12 protein-coding genes and 1 pseudogene are annotated in these 16,732 nt (G+C 33.8%); 2 read left to right on the forward strand and 11 right to left on the reverse strand.

Translation table 11 applies throughout. From position 1 onward, the window contains the following. Nucleotides 1-370 precede the first annotated feature (370 nt). The 6 genes from HNS40_RS19950 to HNS40_RS19975 form a co-directional block, all read right to left on the reverse strand. Nucleotides 371-601 carry a hypothetical protein gene (locus HNS40_RS19950; protein WP_172284234.1) on the reverse strand — a complete coding sequence of 77 codons (231 nt, stop codon included), beginning with the start codon at nt 599-601 and terminating at the stop codon, nt 371-373. A gap of 10 nt (nt 602-611) precedes the next feature. Next, nucleotides 612-3,188 (reverse strand): hypothetical protein, encoded by a 2,577-nt coding sequence (locus HNS40_RS19955; RefSeq protein ID WP_172284236.1) that lies wholly within the window; start codon nt 3,186-3,188, stop codon nt 612-614. Between the two features lie 11 nt (nt 3,189-3,199). Next, complete coding sequence (locus HNS40_RS19960; RefSeq protein ID WP_172284238.1) at nt 3,200-5,617, reverse strand: glycosyltransferase; 2,418 nt, start codon at nt 5,615-5,617, stop codon at nt 3,200-3,202. Between the two features lie 38 nt (nt 5,618-5,655). Beyond that, the gene (locus HNS40_RS19965) at nt 5,656-6,456 is read right to left on the reverse strand and encodes an ABC transporter ATP-binding protein (RefSeq protein WP_172284241.1); all 801 of its coding nucleotides are present in this window, start codon (nt 6,454-6,456) and stop codon (nt 5,656-5,658) included. Nucleotides 6,457-6,465: 9 nt separating this feature from the next. After that, entirely contained in the window at nt 6,466-7,281 is an 816-nt protein-coding gene (locus HNS40_RS19970) for an ABC transporter permease (protein ID WP_172284244.1), read from the reverse strand. A gap of 169 nt (nt 7,282-7,450) precedes the next feature. After that, complete coding sequence (locus HNS40_RS19975; RefSeq protein ID WP_172284247.1) at nt 7,451-8,962, reverse strand: arylsulfatase; 1,512 nt, start codon at nt 8,960-8,962, stop codon at nt 7,451-7,453. Nucleotides 8,963-9,351: 389 nt separating this feature from the next. Here HNS40_RS19975 and HNS40_RS19980 point away from each other — a divergent pair, with 389 nt between their 5' ends. Together HNS40_RS19980 and HNS40_RS19985 are read left to right on the forward strand one after the other, a co-directional pair. Beyond that, entirely contained in the window at nt 9,352-9,924 is a 573-nt protein-coding gene (locus HNS40_RS19980) for a hypothetical protein (RefSeq protein ID WP_172284249.1), read from the forward strand. Nucleotides 9,925-10,003: 79 nt separating this feature from the next. Beyond that, complete coding sequence (locus HNS40_RS19985; RefSeq protein WP_172284251.1) at nt 10,004-10,705, forward strand: sulfotransferase; 702 nt, start codon at nt 10,004-10,006, stop codon at nt 10,703-10,705. A 33-nt stretch (nt 10,706-10,738) separates the two neighbouring features. Here the strand turns inward: HNS40_RS19985 and HNS40_RS19990 are convergent, their stop codons facing one another. The 5 genes and pseudogenes from HNS40_RS19990 to HNS40_RS20010 all read right to left on the reverse strand — a co-directional run. Then, nucleotides 10,739-12,109, reverse strand: coding sequence for a lipopolysaccharide assembly protein LapB (locus HNS40_RS19990; protein WP_172284254.1), 1,371 nt, complete (start codon nt 12,107-12,109; stop codon nt 10,739-10,741). A gap of 19 nt (nt 12,110-12,128) precedes the next feature. Next, a complete protein-coding gene (locus tag HNS40_RS19995; RefSeq protein WP_172284256.1) occupies nt 12,129-13,319 on the reverse strand; it encodes a sulfotransferase family protein in 1,191 nt (396 codons plus the stop codon). Nucleotides 13,320-13,345: 26 nt separating this feature from the next. Continuing rightward, nucleotides 13,346-14,059: a sulfotransferase family protein gene (locus HNS40_RS20000; RefSeq protein WP_172284258.1), complete on the reverse strand. Its 714-nt coding sequence runs from the start codon at nt 14,057-14,059 to the stop codon at nt 13,346-13,348. Then, nucleotides 14,037-16,238 (reverse strand): glycosyltransferase family 2 protein, encoded by a 2,202-nt coding sequence (locus tag HNS40_RS20005; protein ID WP_172284260.1) that lies wholly within the window; start codon nt 16,236-16,238, stop codon nt 14,037-14,039. The genes HNS40_RS20000 and HNS40_RS20005 overlap by 23 nt, the downstream gene beginning before the upstream one ends. 233 nt (nt 16,239-16,471) lie before the next feature. Further along, nucleotides 16,472-16,732 (reverse strand): annotated as a pseudogene (locus tag HNS40_RS20010) (IS4 family transposase); the annotation flags it as partial.

The raw sequence follows: 16,732 nt of genomic DNA on the forward strand, positions 1-16,732 counted from the left end.
AAAATTTGGTTTTTAGGAGGCACTGCTAAATACAGAGGAATGGAAAAAATGCACACTCAAAATCTAATGGAGGCACTTTGTTACAATTTATATCGGAGTCCTGGGATAGTTGCGTCTAATAGTAAAATTTAAGGGGAAAATGTTCAAAAACCCAAGGTGTTTAACGCTTTGAAATGCAATAAATCGATAAAAAAATGAAAAATTAGGGTCATTGAAAGAATTATGGTGTTATGCAACGGTCTTATATCCTTATTTCACATTCGCCACTAAACTAATGCCAACCCAGTTTAAACAACTCCTCCTGCTCTACAATTTTACCAACAGGATAAACACCTTTCTTGGGATTCATATAATGGGTTTTGGTATAGAACTACATACATTGCATCCAATGGTTTTTGGCTAGTTCAGGATTTTCGGCAATCATTTCTTTGGCCATCTTTCCATTACATAGGTTTAGCATATTCTTATTCACCCATAGAAGAATTAAATTAGTCCAAGAAACCAAAGAATTGTCGGCTTTTGGCTTTAACAGATAAACGAGCACTTTTTGTGCTCTTTGCTTTAATGAAATTTCTAAAAGGTTATCAAACAAATTCGTCATATTATTAGTTTTAACCACTATCATCTTTCTCTATAAACCTATTAATCAAAGAAAACCTACCAACTTTTGTTAAAACTGGCATCATTTTTTTTCTAATATTGGAGGCAAATTTAGTTTCTTCCGTAAGCATTAAAATCACATCCTGAACTACCTCAATGTTTACAGTAGAATTATCTGGTTCCTCTGGGTACATTGAAAAATCCATTGAAAACAATTTGTTTTTAGAAAACCATTTTTTGGCAGTCTTATTATTTATGTCTTTATAATGCAACAAAAAATCTCTGGCTACGACTTGGCTCGGTTTTTTTCCTGATCCAGGAAATTTGCAATTTATTTTTTCTAGCATCCTTAATCTGAATGCTTCTATTCCTTCATCTTTTATATCAATAACACCCTGCTCTACTATAAAATCAAAAAACAAAGCTGCATCCATTGCTGATTTTGATAGGGATACATTTAGAATTTTGGGCAGTTTAAAATCAGAACTCAAATTGATTCCTGATGTCATTGCAAAATCTGAAATCAGATTGTTATCTATGAATTCAGACTTGTCAAAAACTCTTGGAATAATCAAAGCCTTGGGCATTGCTTTTTCCCAAATATTAAGCAAATTATAATAATTGTAAAAAGGTATTGGCTCCAACTCTTCAAAATCGCTTTTCCGGGAAGGATATCCAGAGAGATAGGCTGTACTCCTTCGGCTCACCGCAATGAAATCCTGCCTTCTTAAGTAAACATTTATATAAATAGATGAAAAGTAGTCTGAAAACAGGTTGTATAGGCTTTCAATTTCTTCGATGCTTTCTAATAGACTAGAGAAGTGCTCCGATGATATGATTACTTTTTTAATGCCTTTATCTAAGTGGGTAACTTCTTTTTTAAAGTCCTCCAATAGCTTCTTTTTCCAAGCTCTTCGTTCTTGGGAAAACTTAGTGTTGAAGTTTTCAACTGACTCTATAGGCTTGTGTTCAGACACATGGGCCATGGCCAGTTGTTTATGATTTCTATCACCTATTGATTGTAGAAATGCAATCCCTTGTTTCTTCAGCTTTTTACGGTTGACTTGTAGAAATTCTTGAATTGAAGTAGAGCCTGTTTTTTCTGTTCCAATGTGAAGACTTAGGCTTAGTTTGCCTGTTCTTTCTTCCTTAGAACTTAATACATTGTGCTTTTGGTTTAATATTTCAAAGATATGATATAAGGCATTGGTGTTAATATATTCTGTTTCTTCAGCCGTAAGAGGTGTTAATTTTGCTGTTTTTTCTTTGACAACAAACCGAGTTTTATTTAAAATCCTTAGAACATCTCTTTCAAGTGATAAATTCAATGGGTTGAGTATTGGTGTAATTGATTGATTGCTATCAATGAAATTATCGAAATTAATACAAATAAAATTTTCTTCGCCTTGTGATATTTCTAGGCCTGATTTTATACTCTGATTCCAAACATTTACAGCCTTTGCTAATACATCACGATTCCAGGTTTTATCTTGGGAAAGGAGATTTGTTTTAATGATTTTTACTACTGAAATGATATTTCTAAATATAAATAGATACTGAAAGTTATTGAAGTTTGTTTTTAAATAGTTGAAGGCCTCTCTGGAATGTTCAATGCTAATTCCAATGAGCTCTGCTTGGTCCCATTTAGTCAAGGCTTTATTGGCTTTTTTGAGTTGACCAGAATCGGCATCATTTGCGTTTCCTTTTTGTATCTTTAGAAACCTGTTTTTAGTAAAATGCTCGGGTTTTAAACCAAAGGGTTCTGCACTCATAAGTTTATCGTATCGGTTCCTCTTTAAGATAATCTTTGAATGTGAATCAATTACTGTGTTTACTTTGGCTACGCCAGATTTGTCATTACCTGCAACGATTAAAATTATTTTATCATGCGTTTCCGGAGCATTCGATTGCTTCACTATGTTTTTTGGAGCATCAGACGAATAAAATTTATCAAATAAATAATCGTATTTTTTATAGATACTATTAAACTCTGCGGCATTCAGTTCAGTTTTTTGTTTTTTTTCTTCAGTACTTTTATTGCTATGTGGAAATGGAAATTCTTTAACGGAAAAGGGTTTGACTAATTCGGGAATAACATTTACTAGGTTTTCAAACTTTACAACTCTCAAATTGTCTGGAATTATTCCGTCAATTTCAAAAAAATCTTTTAGTTTTCCATGGTAATGAGTAAAATGGTGTAATGCAAAGGTTTTATAATCTGCTTTTGATACTTTGTACAATAAGAGATTATTGTCATTAGCAAAGAGGGCCTCTCTATATCGTTTGGTTCTCAGGTGTTTGTAATATGAAAAATCCAGGTCAATAGGGTTTCTTACCACACATATAATCAGTTTAAAATCTGATAATTTTATTCCAATTTTTTTAAAATATGACGAAGCCTCCACCAAGTTAGCATGACGTTTCCAAGAGTGATGAATCTCGTAACCTGCTTGCTTAGTGCTTTCAGTTACCTCTTCAGAAATAACATGAATAACAGGTGGTTTTAATACATTACACAAGTAGTTTGTAACTGACATTCCACCAGTTTTTCCTAAATGTATAAAAAGCACCTCATTATTATAAACCATAATTATTAATTTTAGAATCCTGTTGAAGAAGATACTTCAAATAAACTGCCTTTATTAGAGGAGTCAAATTTAGTCTCAAGTAATTCCTGTATTGCTTTCCTTGCAGCTCCAGTAGAATAATGTTTTTTTATAAGCTCCTTGCTATTTGCAGCATACTTCTCCCAAGTATCTTTGTTTGTATAGATTTCTATTGTTTTATGGGCATAGGATTCAGCATCATTGATAATCATGGCAAACTTATCAATTTCATGAACACCTTCAGCTGCAACTGAAGTAATTACAGTTGGTATTTGGTAATATAGGGATTCCAGAAGTTTACCTTTTACACCAGCCCCAAACCTTAGCGGAGAAATAGCAACTTTACTTTTCAAGTAATATTCTTTAAGTTTTTCATCAGTAACATAACCTGTTACATTTATTTCCTCACAAGCCAAGTTTTTAATTTCTTCAGTAGGGTTTGAGCCCACTATATTGAGTTTAATATTGGGTATTTGTTTTCTAATTATGGGGAAAACTTCATTACAAAACCATAAGGCGGCGTCAACATTTGGCGGATGCCCAAAGAAAGCTACGAATAAGATATCATGTCGATTGTTAAAGTTGAAATCTATTTGGGGGAGGTCTTGGTAGAAAAATACAGGTAGTGTACAAACTATTTTCTCTGGAACCAGTTCGCTTATAAGAGGAGCTTCGTAGGTGGAGAAAGGAAGGATAATATCAACAGTTTTGAAAATTTTACTTTCAATTTTCTTAAATGCTTTACTTTCCTTTTTATACTTCTTCTCTTTTGTTAAATTATACTTTTTCAAACTGCTGATGAACTGCAAATCATGACCAACATAAGCCACTTTTGCAGAGCTGTGTTTCTTTATAATCTTTAAAAACTTTTGGGCAACTTGATAGCGATGAATAAATACAAAGTCAAAATATTTGCCATTTTCTTTTAACCAGTTGGTTATGTTTTTCTGGTAATAATCTCCGTAGAGAACCTCTATACCCAGGCATTGTAGTGCATCAGTATAGGGTTGAGCTCGATATAATTCTTGTCCGAAAAACTTCACGCTATAACCCATTTCTACAAACAATTTCAGATAGCTATAGGTGCTACGAGAACCTGCATCTTGATCGAATCGGGGCACTTGATGATCAATCACAAGGATATGACTTTTCTGAATCGACCTGTCACGTCGGTGAAATGCATTTTCTCCAATCACGGCTCCTTGAGCCTGTAATGCTCGATGCCATTTTTTCAAGAACTTATGGCGGTTTACATATTGGAATTTCTTTATAGGGCCAGGTTGTTCTTCTTTTCCATTACTTAAACCTTCAAAATGGGTGATCTCAGATTTTGGTTGATAATATACTTGAAGTCCAAGTTCTCTTACTCTGTATGCCAAATCTGTGTCTTCATAATATGCAGGAGAAAACTGCTCATCGAAACCATTTAGTTGATTCCAAATCACTTTTTTTATCATCAAACTGGCTCCTGAAACGTAGTCAACTTCTTTTAAATAATTGTATTCAGACTTTTCCGCATCATCATGTTTTCCGTAGTTCCAACCACTGGCGTCATTCCATATGATTCCTCCAGCTTCCTGTAGTTTTCCATCAGGGTAGATTAATTTTGAACCCACAATGCCTACTTTCTCAAACTTTTCAAAAACAATTAATAATGAACTGAGCCATTCTGGGTGTACAATGGTATCGTTGTTTAAAAAGTGAATGTATTCTCCTTTTGCTTGTTCTGCGGCAATGTTACAAGATTTTAAAAAACCTTGATTCATTGTGTTAGTAATGAATTTCACTCCAGATAAAGCCTTCTCTAATACTTCAATATTTTCTGAAGAATGGTCATCAATAATGATGATTTCATAGCTCAGAGCTTTTGTGTTTTCTACAATAGAGCTCACACAGTTATAAGTTTCCACAAAATGGTTGTACATTGGGATAATAATGGAAACCATTGGGCTTTGAGATGGAGACACATGGATGATCTTCGTTAAGTCAGCTTCCTGTAGAAGGATGGTTTTTTCGTATTTTTGTTTGAGGATCTCAATATCTTCTTCTAATCGTTTTCCACGAAAATACCAACTAAGCCTATACCAAAAAACAGATAGTCCATCTACTTTTAGAATAACAAAACCAAGATAGATGTCGCGAATAAATGTTTTAATGATGAAAAATATGCGATTGAATATTTTAAAGAGAAATCGCAAAGGAGAGGTAATTTTCCAAGAAAAAGACTTTTTCATTTGGTTGTATTCATTGAACAACCATCGGCTTTTTTTCTTGATGCCGTCTATCTCAATTTGTTGTACCGCAATAATCTCAAGTAAGTCTTGATTAGTCTCGTTTTGAGCTAGAGGCTTATTAGTATCCTCCGAAAATTCCGAACTTACTATATTTTTTCCCTTTTGTACACTTGTCATATCAACATCTTTAATGATAAGTTTTTATGTGTTTTATACTATTTAGAGCCGCTGATGTTTTTTTGTTTTTTGCGCTCTATCTTTTTTCTTTTTCTTTCTCGTCTGTCTTCTACTTGTTTTTTATAAAGGGCCATGATTTCTTCTGGTTTTCCATCTGCACATATTTTACCATCCTCAAGTAAAATAGCTCTGTTACAAAGATCTAATACATTTTTCGCGGAGTGAGAAACATAAAAAATGGTGCGTTCCGAATTGAATAACTCTTTCATCTTTTCTATGCTTTTGGCTTTGAAATAGTCATCACCACCTGATAGTGCTTCGTCAACCAATAAAATATCTGGGTCGATAAACATTTTTACAGCTAAGGAAAGGCGGGTTCCCATTCCCTTTGAATAGGTTTTTAATGGTTGCTTAATAAACCTACCTAATTCTACAAATTCTGTGGTCTCATTTATGATTTCTTTAATTTCTTGTTTGTTATAACCCAACAGGACCAGGTAATAATATAGATTTTGTTCCCCTGTTAGTTCTTGATTGAAACCTGTACCTAGTCCCAGTAATGGAACAATGTCGCCGTTTACTGTAACTTTGCCTGAAGAGGGAGCCGATATTCCTGCAATAATTTTCAATAATGTGGATTTCCCACTTCCATTTCTTCCTACCAAACCAATTACTTCACCTTTATGGGCAGTTAGATTAATGTCTTTTAGAGCTGTAAAATCTCTAGCATTCGCTTTTCGAAGAGGAAAAAGTGCATCTTTAATTCTTGAAGATCCTTTCTCGTAGAGACGGTACTTTTTAGTGATGTTTTCAAGTATTACCTTTGGTGTGTTTTCCATAATTTCATTTTATATAACATCGTCAAAGTGAGGTTCTAATCTATTGAAAAACCATCTGCCAAAAATTAAAACAATAATCGTAAAAGACCAAAAAGCAATTAATGCATATTTATCAGTCCAAAAAGGTTCATGATATAAAAAACATGACCTATATCCATCTACAATATGGTACATAGGATTTAACTTAAGTATAAGCTTGAGATTGGGAGGAAATATAGATATATCCCAAAAAATAGGAGTTAGAAAAAACAATGCTCTCGTAAAGATACTGATAATGTATTGTAAATCTTTCACGAACAAAATTAAAGAGGAGGTTATCCATGTTAGACCAAGGAGTAGCATTGATGTTGCGAAGAAATAATACAAAAGTTGGAACCAATACCAAGAAGGATAAACGCCAAATCCTGCAAATATAAAACTAGACACGGCTAGAATAATAACATGTGTTTGTAGATTGAAAAATATGCTTACAAAAGGGAGTAGAGAAGATGAAAACTGGCCTCTTCCAACAATATATTTATTTTGCCTGATGCTTTGTGTGGCACGATTTAAGCTATTACTGAAAAAGTTGAAACCTGTCACCCCTGATAATAAAAAAACGGGAAAAGGATATTCTCCATCTTTACCTCCTCCTCGCAGATAGGTAAAAACTAAGGCTAAGATGAACATGATAGCAATGGGCTCAAGTATAGCCCATAATAAGCCAAGGTGCTTATTGGAATACATGATCTTAAACTCCCGCCTAGTTAACTCATAAATAATTATTCTATTGAGATAAATCTCCTTAAAAAGGCTTGTTTTTCCCTTGTATATTTGTTTTGTCAAAATAGTTCTGTTTTGTCTGATGTACTCATTTATTTTGTTAAAAATGATGGCCTTTTGAATGATATTAAAAAACTAAAAATTGATATGGCAATTTAATATGATCAACATAAAATTAGGAATTATAATTAAGTATAACAAAAGTAATTATACCAAAGATGAAAGTATATATTTATCTGGGTGTACTATAGCGTGAAGCCTTGATTTTCTTAAAAGCATTTGCCATTTCTTGAATTCTATTTGTATATTCCACTTTATTGATAAGGTTTTGTTCCTCTCCTAAATCATTTTGTAGGTTGTATAACTCAGCAGGTTGCCCATTTTCATACATGATTAATTTCCAATTTCCATCATATAATGCATAAGCTGTCTCCGTTTTAATTTTTCTTCTATAGGCATTTCTCACAGCAGGGTCTATATTTTTTTTCGTTGGTTTTTCAAAAACTTGAGCATTAGCTTTTTTTTCCCCATCGTATAGCGGCCCGTGTCGTGCTGTAGATTGTACCAATAGGGCAGAACGAATAGGCTCTGTATCATCTTTTCTGCCTAGCAAAATAGGAGCTAGCGAAACAGCATCTAAAACTTGATCTTTAGGAATGGGTTGACCTGATAGTTCAACAGCTGTAGCTACAATATCATGAATCCCTACTGTTTGAGTCATCGTTTTTCCTGATGCTATTTTCTCAGGCCAAGAGGTTATAAATGGAACTCGATGCCCTCCCTCATAAATATTGCCTTTCATTCCTCGTAATCCTGCAACTGCATCATGTTCAAAAAAACGTTCTCTTGGTATTCCTCCATTGTCACTAGTATATACAACCAAAGTATTTTTACGAAGATTTCGTTTTTCTAAGGCATCTAAAAGTGCACCAAGTAGAATATCGGTTTCGTATACCATATCTGTATGATGAGTCATTTTAGTAGCACCTAAGAGTGTTTTTCCTGCTAATGTTTTGGAGGGAGTATAAGGCTCATGGGCTCCATCTGTGCAGAAATGAATAAAGAATGGCTGTCCAGGGTAGTTGCTGATGTGATCATCAAGGAAATGATTGGCTTTTTCCAAGAGGATGGCACCTATTTTTGAAGCATCCCAATCTACTGCACTATCATTTACAATGTCTGAAGTGCATATTCCATTTTCGAAAAAAGCGAATGGTTTAGCTTGGTGCCCTCTAGGAATTAAATAGGAATAATCGAAGCCCCATTCTATTGGAGCAGGTGTTTCTCCTGGTTTTATTCCCCAATAACCTCCAGTCCCCGATTTTCCAAACATAGCACTTCGATAACCAGCAGGTTCTAACAACTGAGCTATGGTTTTTTGACCCGGTTTCAATTGAGAGGGAACGTTAAATCCCCAAGTTCCTCCTATATTCCGGCCCCTCCATGGGTAATTTCCAGTGAGCATGGAGTATCGTGTTGGCGCACATAAGGATACTGGAGCATGTGCCTGTGTAAAGCGAATCCCTTCAACAGCGAGTCGATCAATATTGGGTGTTGGAATTTTACTGTTAGGGTTGTAGCAACCTGGGTCTCCCCATCCCACATCATCAGTAAATACAATGAGTATATTAGGAGGCGGTTCTTTAGTGTCAGAAGGAAAATCAAAGAAGAAAATGCTGACTCCTATTAAAAAGCATATACTAACAAATGTTAGAATGAATTTGGGGGAATATTTTTTCTTCATATTAAATCAAATACATAATGCGTAAATTATAACTTGATATCCGGTAAAATTAGTTTAATTTTAACAAAGTTAATATTATAAACACATTAGATTCTTATATCTGGAATATTATGGTTGTCTAATCAAAAGTATATTTAAAAAGATGAATTTGAAAATGTGTTTTGTAAATACATAAGATGCATGTGTTATAATTAAATGATAAACAGCCATATCAGGTGTTTAAAATAAGAAGTCAATAAAAGCGAAATGGTATGAAAGGAAAATCCAATTTTGTAATCATTGCACATCCCAGATGTGGCGCACATTTATTGATGTCGCTACTCAATTCTCATCCAAAGATTCATTGTGAAGGAGAGGTGTTTAACAAACTCAACTCTGAAGAATGTGATATGCATTTTCAGGAGAAATATTTGAGTGATGGTTCAATATCAAATACTGTTGATGGTTTTAAGATGCCTTATGTTTTCCGAAATTCAAGTAAAAATAACATTTGGAATGAAGTTAATCGTAATACTCATTTTAAGGTGATTCATTTAAGCAGAGCAAATTTGCTGAGGGCCTATGTATCTAATGAAATAGCAATAAAAACAAAATATTGGTTTGGTAATGAAACCAGTCATGTGAATTTAGAAGACAAAAAATGTGTACTAGATACAAAAGATTGCCTCAGGTGGATAAATAATTCATTAAGAAACCAAAAAAAGATAGAGTATGAATTTCGCTATCATCAATCATTAACCTTGACATATGAAAACCTATTGTTGAACAAAGATAAAACTGGTGAAGTACTAGGGTTTTTGGGCGTTGATCCTTCAGTGAAGATAAGTTCTCAATTCAAAAAACAAAATAAAGAATCATTGAGTGATTTAATTAAAAATTATGAAGAGTTTAAAAAAGGGATTCTAAATTCTACCGGGACTGAATTTTTAGATGAAAAGCAAGAATTGGAGTTTTTATCATAAATCAAAGTTTTGATTGGTTAATCCTAAATAGATGTTGTAAATAATCGGAACCATAGTAATTAGTTTAGTGGTAAAGAATATGAAGAAAAAGAATTTTGTAATTATTGCACATCCAAGAAGTGGGTCAAACTTATTGGTTTCTCTATTGCGTTCCCATCCTGAGATAAATTGCAAGGGTGAGCTTTTTAATAGAATCAATTTGGTTGAATGTGATAAATTGTTTCAAGATTATCAAAGGATTGATTCAGTACTGATTAAGACAAAGGGTTTTAAAATGCCTTTTTCATTTCGAAGTTCGAATAAGAATAATATTTGGGAAAAGGTTAAAAGTGATGAAAGTTTCAAAATCATTCATTTGAGTCGATCTAATCTGTTAAGGGCTTATGTGTCAATGAAAATAGCCAGTAAGACGAAATCATGGTTCGGTAATAAGGACAACAACAAAAGTGTAGTTGATAAACAATGTATTCTTGATGCTCAGGAATGTGTGAGTTGGATAAACAATACAACCCGTAGGCAAAAAAAGATTGAATATGATTTCCGTTATCACCATTCATATGCATTAACATATGAGAACCTGATGTTGAATAAAAACACAATCAAGGACCTTCTTCATTTTCTAGATGTAGATACTCATGTTGATTTGTCTACTAAGCTCGAAAAACAAAATAAAGAACCAATCAGTAAGTTGATTATCAATTATGAGGAATTTCGAAATGGAATACAAAATTCTGTTTGGTCTGATTTCTTAGGGGAGGATCAGGATTTAGAGTTTAAGTAATAGTTTTTCTCAGGGATAGAGTCTATGAGCAGATCAGAACTTTTTAAATAGTTTTTTTATGTGTTTTTGCTCAGGACTATAACTGTGTGGAGTAGATAAAACGGTGTCTATTGTGTTTGGTTTATAGGGTGCTCCAAGAAAGTCAAACAATCCTTTTAGCTTTTCTCCCTTTGATATTACATCGCTATAATCTATCTGGAAACAATAATTATGTTTATCCGAATAGGCTTTGAATTGGGTTTCTAAATGACTTAACTCTTCAATTACTTGTTCTGGTTTTTTGTCTCTCCACCATGCGCTATTGGATACATCTTTTAGATTCCGGGTATTAAAGATAAAGGCTGTTTTTGGAAATAATTGGGTCAAAAAATCCAAATAGGTTTCAAATTCATCACCAACTTTATCATATCTAATTTCTTTAAATCCTAAACAAAGCTCCTGAGAGGAACTAGCACTTTCTGCTAGTAATATGGTTTTTGCTAACTCTTGATACTGTGATAATAATAGATTTTCATTAATAAAACTAATTCCAAACCATGGCTGATTTGGTAGGACAGCAGTTTTATGACTGTTCTTCAGCTGAAGAAGTTTTTTATAGGTTTGATAGAGGTCAAAGAAAATATTCTCATTTTCGCCACGAATGATTACACCATCTATTGTATTTAGTATTCCTTGCAAAAGCGTTGAACCACTTCGACCATAGGTAATAATTAAAATATGTTGATATTTTAGGTTATGTGAATCCTTGTTGTCATGTTTTTGATTAAAAATATCTACATATTTTTCTCCTCCTAATAATTCTATTCTTGAAAGCGCTTCTTGTTGAGCTTCTTTGCTTTGCCCTAATTCAATTAGGACTCTTTGTTTTTTCTGATGCCATAAGGGACGAACTTTCTCAGGAAATTGCTTAAAACAAACTTGCCAATAATCGTATGCCTGTTGCCATTGCTGAGTTTTTTGAGATAGCATAGCCAATTCCACAAAGCTTGCTTCGCTTTCAGGATATTTCTTGGAGCAAGTTTTAAGGAGGTTTTCAGCATCTTTAAAATTGCTTTTTTTAATATTTGCTTCTGCCAAATGAAGAAACCAAAACTCTTTTACCTTATTTGGGAATTTTTCAAGGCAGCTTTGATAATATTTAATGCAGTTATCCCAATCTTGTTGCTTTTTTGCCACTCTGGCCAAACCGATATATGGGACATGAGACTCTGGGTGTACTTGCATCATCTTTGTAAATAATGCCTCTGCACCTGATAAATGCCCCTCCTCTATAAGTTGATTCCCTTTATTCGAATAATACCATTCAGGTTGATTTTTGGATTTGCCAAGAACTTGTACAAGTATATTCGTAAGCCTTTGTTTAATGAGGCTCAGCTTGTGAAAGATTAGGTTGTTAGAATTCATTTGTTTAAACTTTAATTCCTTATTTATCTTGGTATTGAGTTGGTCGTTTGTTAGAATGTGGGAAAGGCTTTTGAGGTATTGGTACTCCTAGGAAAGGACATAAGGTTTCCCATCCATCGCCCTCACAAATATTAAAGGTTAAGATTTTGTCTTTTGGTTTGTCTGAGAAAAAGTGCCTCACTCGTTTATTAAAATGGTCAAATGCTTCCTCCCAATTAGAGTATTGTGCATATAAATTGAATTCGGCAGCATAGGCTTCTCCCGTAAAACGTAAAGCATTGGGTGTTTTGGATAATTCATTTGGTGAGGATATGTTTCTGCTATTATGATAATGAGCTCTAATAGAGCGTCCCCAAGTTTCTTTTGTGCGAGTAGTGAAAATGAATTTAGCATTTGGAAACTGATGGTATAATTTCTCAAACTGATAACTAACGGTGATGTCTGTAAAAGCGTCTGATAGCAGAAAATCTTCATCTGCGATGAGTTTCTGGGTATGTGGGTTGAGCCAGTGAACAGATTGATACCCAAGTGTGTTTAACGCTTTGGTAAGCGATTCGGTTGCAGTTCTGCTTAAGCCTATTCCAAATATTTTAATGGCATTATAATCAGGGTAATTGGGGGATTTAATCTTCTCAGTCATAGCTTTAAGTTTAGCTAAGGATGAGGAAATATCTTCTGTGTTTTCTATGCTTTCAGCGGTCTGAACAAATTCATTAAGATTGTTTAAGGCAAGAAGTAATTCAGCTTTAAGTAGGCAAAAATTTGATTTTCCAATAGGATGATTCTCGATGGTATCATTAATTATAGAAAGTAATTGTTGCAAGAGCTTAGCTTTTTCACTCCCTGAAAAGGCAAACTGAATACCCATGAGGAGTTTCTTACCAGCTAAATAAGAGGGGAGGATTTGGTCTTTTATACGATTGATAATGGTTGATATTCGTTCTTGGTAGGATATTAAATCACCTTTCATAGAAAGCAACTTAGCACGAGTTAGTTCTGCTTCCAAATGATTTGGGGAAATGGACAGTAATTCTTCTAATCTTTTTACTTTAAGGTCAACGTTTCTTTGCTTTTGAGCTATTTTAACTAAATACTCATATGCTTGGATTTTTTCTTCAATATCTGGATCTACTTGTAGTAAAATGGCTTCCGCTTTCTCGAATTGTTTCTTTCGAAAGAGTTCTATTCCTTTTTTTAATTCTTCTTGCATTTGTGTTACATTAATGAGTATTTCTGTTAAAAAGAATATCCAAAAACCTGAATGTCTTTTTGGTATAATTCTTCAATCATCCTTTTCGATTTATCAGAATAATATCTTTGATATTCAGTTCTATGTTTCGTACTATTCTTTTTTGAGATATTATTGAGTGGTAAATTCAACTTAGTAAACACATAGCGTAAATCGTCTTCAAAATTTTCAAATCGTCCAATGAAGTCTACCTCATTCAAATCGATAAGTTTGTTTTGTCTTCTAAAGTGTGAATTCCAAGTGTCTAAATCAAATTGTGAACAATAGTTTACGAAATTGTCAAAATTCTTCATTTCTGCATATTGATCAGGGTCCAGGTTTAAAGCATTTTTTTTAATAACCTTGTTTAGCCATCCTGAAACAAATCGATCCCATGGGTTACGCACAAAGCCAAATTTAAAATAATCTTTATAATCCATAGGTGAATAATGACACTTATATGGAGCGTCAGCTGTAAGTTTAATATTACTTTCTTTTATGGCAGAGAAGGTAGTTCTAGTGGCCACTTTGGCATTCCTAAACCAAATAAATTTAGGCTCGTCGCAAATGCTAATATTATATCTATATGCAGAAGGAACTGAGCTGTTTTCATCCCAAAAATTTCTCCAATTCCTTTGGGTTTGTTTGCTTTCTTTGGTCAAATCTTCTGACCAAACTTTATCTTTTATATTCCGTGTTTCAATTTTCGGTGTTGTTTTCAAAATCTTCAGAGGTTTTAATTAGGCCGAGTTTTACCAATTGTTGGCTTGATTGATAGTATACAGCCTTTTTACTTATATTGTCATTTTCAGTTTTAAGGTTATCCATGGACTTTAAATAACCCCAATGACGCCTTTTGCATTGTGGCATCCTAGTATTATCAGTAAGATCATTGGCAAATGTTTTTTTAAAGTCTCCGGCAAGTTTATAATGTAATAGTACCCCACTTACATCCGTTAAAATAGCAGGGGAAACCCTATGACTACTCATCAGGAATTTTATTCCTTTACCTCCTCTAATAATTGGTGTTTTGGTTTGGTTCTCATGGATTTCTAATTTATCTCTAACTCCACCAGCGGTGTATTTATAGGGGCAGTATGTACTATTTATCCAAAGGTATTCATTATCAAAAACAGGATAATCCTCTTGGAATCCAAAGTAATCATTACCTTTTGAAACGGATTTAAAATCAGGATTATACATATCTAACATGAATGCATACATAGCTTCATGACCTTTTTTTGCCATATAATTAGTTAAGTCTTTTAAGCTTTGGTTTTCTATATCGGGGAATATCATAGCTTCATCAACATCAACATAAATACACCAACAATCATCACCATATTCCTCAACTAACCAATTCACCCATTGCATGCCTGAATAGGATTTCGCATAATTTTGGTCAGTCCAAAATAAAAACACATCATCTTGTTGCATAAGATATTCCGTAGTGCCATCCGTGGAGTTGTTGTCCACGAAGAGAAAGCAATCAACACCAAGCTCTCTATAGTATTTCAAAAACCAAGGTAATCGCCATCGTTCGTTTCTAACAGCGGTATATATTATTATGGACTCCTTTTCTATTTCTATGGAATGATTTGACTTGAATTTTAACACATCTGGGCCCGGAAATTGTATATGTGGCAAATAATGCCATTGTTGCAACTCTTTCCAAACTTGTTTAGCTCCTTGCTCATCACCTTGAATATGGCAGGCCCATGCTCGCAACTCCATTATTCTTAGTTCTTTGGATTGCGGTAGTTTGGCAAGTATCTTTAATGCATCTTCGTTTCTGCCCAATAGGATGGATATTTCAATTTGCCTCACTATCAAACGCTCGTCAGTGGTTTCATCAACGCCTAAATTTTCTAGAATTTTTAATGATTGATGAAGGTATGACTTATCATTTGTTGAGCGAAATAGATTTCCCAGAAAACCAATGTTTCTTAAAGCTACTCCTATGTCCTTAGGATACCTATTACGTAGCTTCTCAATCTCATCTAATGCTTTGTCAATTTCTAGTTTTTCCCAAAAAATGACAGCTTGCATAATGAGGTAAGCAGAATCAGACCTTTCTGTTTTGTATTTGTCGAAAATAGCTTGGGCTTCATCATATTCAAGTGTGTCGATTAATGCGTGTAAATGCATTTTTACAAACTCATCATTACCTGGGAATTTCTGGATTAACTCCTCTGATCTTTTCACTGCAACCTCATATTGTCTTGATGTTCTAGCAGTCCAAAATAATGCACTTAGTATGTCACGGTCGTTTGGTTTTTTAGCTTTAACATATTGAAAACATTCTTCAGCTTCTTCAAACCGATGTGCTTTTCTCAATAAAACACCGTATCTCATTCTTATTTTGTCCTGATCGGGATATTTATCAAGAAGCTTCTCTATTTGGAGCATTTCGTCCTTAATCCCTTTAGTTTTCTGTGCAACCTGTGCTAAGCCGATATGTCCCCATTCATCATTGGGATTTGAATTTTGAAGAGTAATAAAAAGCGTAGTAGCTTCTTCATAGCGGCCTGTCTCAAGTAGTGCAAATGCCCTTTTTACAAGCCACCAAGACTCTGGAACACCTTTGTTCTTGGCAAAACACAAATCCCAATACTTTAATGCTTCTTCCCAATTCTCTTGACTTTGAGCTACCATAGCCAACCCTGAAAGCCCTATAACTGAATCAGTTTTTTTTCGCAACAATAATTGGTAAATAGAATGAGCAAGTTCATTTTTACCCACACTTAGATAACAACTTCCTAGCAAAGAGTATATTCTTTCAGATTGGTTTGAATCTAATTCTATACCTCGTTGCAAATTTATGGTTGCTAAATTCAAATTATTCTTTACCTTATAGAATAACCCTTTTAAAATATAATGCTTTGCTTTGATTTTCCCCATTGGTTGTTCTTGGCTTAATAGTAAACACTAGTGCCATATATTTTGAAGACACACTTAATTTATCTTATCTACGATACTGCTTATCTTGTCCACTAAATTAAAAATATTATTAATACAAAATAAGCATCAAATAATTCTCTCAGTAACTTTCCTAAATATTTTGAACACTTGTTTTCGTCACTTTTTCGGGACACCCACTTAACTATTAGATATTCAATACCACTAGTGTCCACTTAAAACAAATTGATTTTCAATTGGTTACTATCTGAATCTTTGAGATTATTGTTATCTATATTTGTAAAGAGCTCATTTATAGGTGCTTTATCTAATAGTGACACTCCCAAAATTTGTAGAATTTCGTAGGTTAAACGCTCCAATTTTAGCTCTTCACCTGCAATTGCAACTAAACAATATGTTATTATTGCCGTGTAAATCTGGATACGAACAGCATTTTCTGTGGTACCCCAAAATGATTTAACTTTTAAATGTTGTTT

This window comes from Lentimicrobium sp. S6, assembly GCF_013166635.1.
Taxonomy (GTDB): Bacteria; Bacteroidota; Bacteroidia; order Bacteroidales; family UBA12170; genus UBA12170.

What these genes read in the sequence shown, in the direction of transcription:
- HNS40_RS19950 (WP_172284234.1), bottom strand. Translation starts at nt 601, where the DNA reads ATGACGAATTTGTTTGATAACCTTTTAGAAATTTCATTAAAGCAAAGA.
- HNS40_RS19995 (WP_172284256.1), bottom strand. Translation starts at nt 13,319, where the DNA reads ATGCAAGAAGAATTAAAAAAAGGAATAGAACTCTTTCGAAAGAAACAA.
- HNS40_RS19990 (WP_172284254.1), bottom strand. Translation starts at nt 12,109, where the DNA reads ATGAATTCTAACAACCTAATCTTTCACAAGCTGAGCCTCATTAAACAA.
- HNS40_RS20005 (WP_172284260.1), bottom strand. Translation starts at nt 16,238, where the DNA reads ATGGGGAAAATCAAAGCAAAGCATTATATTTTAAAAGGGTTATTCTAT.
- HNS40_RS19955 (WP_172284236.1), bottom strand. Translation starts at nt 3,188, where the DNA reads ATGGTTTATAATAATGAGGTGCTTTTTATACATTTAGGAAAAACTGGT.
- HNS40_RS19985 (WP_172284251.1), top strand. Translation starts at nt 10,004, where the DNA reads ATGAAGAAAAAGAATTTTGTAATTATTGCACATCCAAGAAGTGGGTCA.
- HNS40_RS19980 (WP_172284249.1), top strand. Translation starts at nt 9,352, where the DNA reads ATGCATTTTCAGGAGAAATATTTGAGTGATGGTTCAATATCAAATACT.
- HNS40_RS19960 (WP_172284238.1), bottom strand. Translation starts at nt 5,617, where the DNA reads ATGACAAGTGTACAAAAGGGAAAAAATATAGTAAGTTCGGAATTTTCG.
- HNS40_RS19965 (WP_172284241.1), bottom strand. Translation starts at nt 6,456, where the DNA reads ATGGAAAACACACCAAAGGTAATACTTGAAAACATCACTAAAAAGTAC.
- HNS40_RS19975 (WP_172284247.1), bottom strand. Translation starts at nt 8,962, where the DNA reads ATGAAGAAAAAATATTCCCCCAAATTCATTCTAACATTTGTTAGTATA.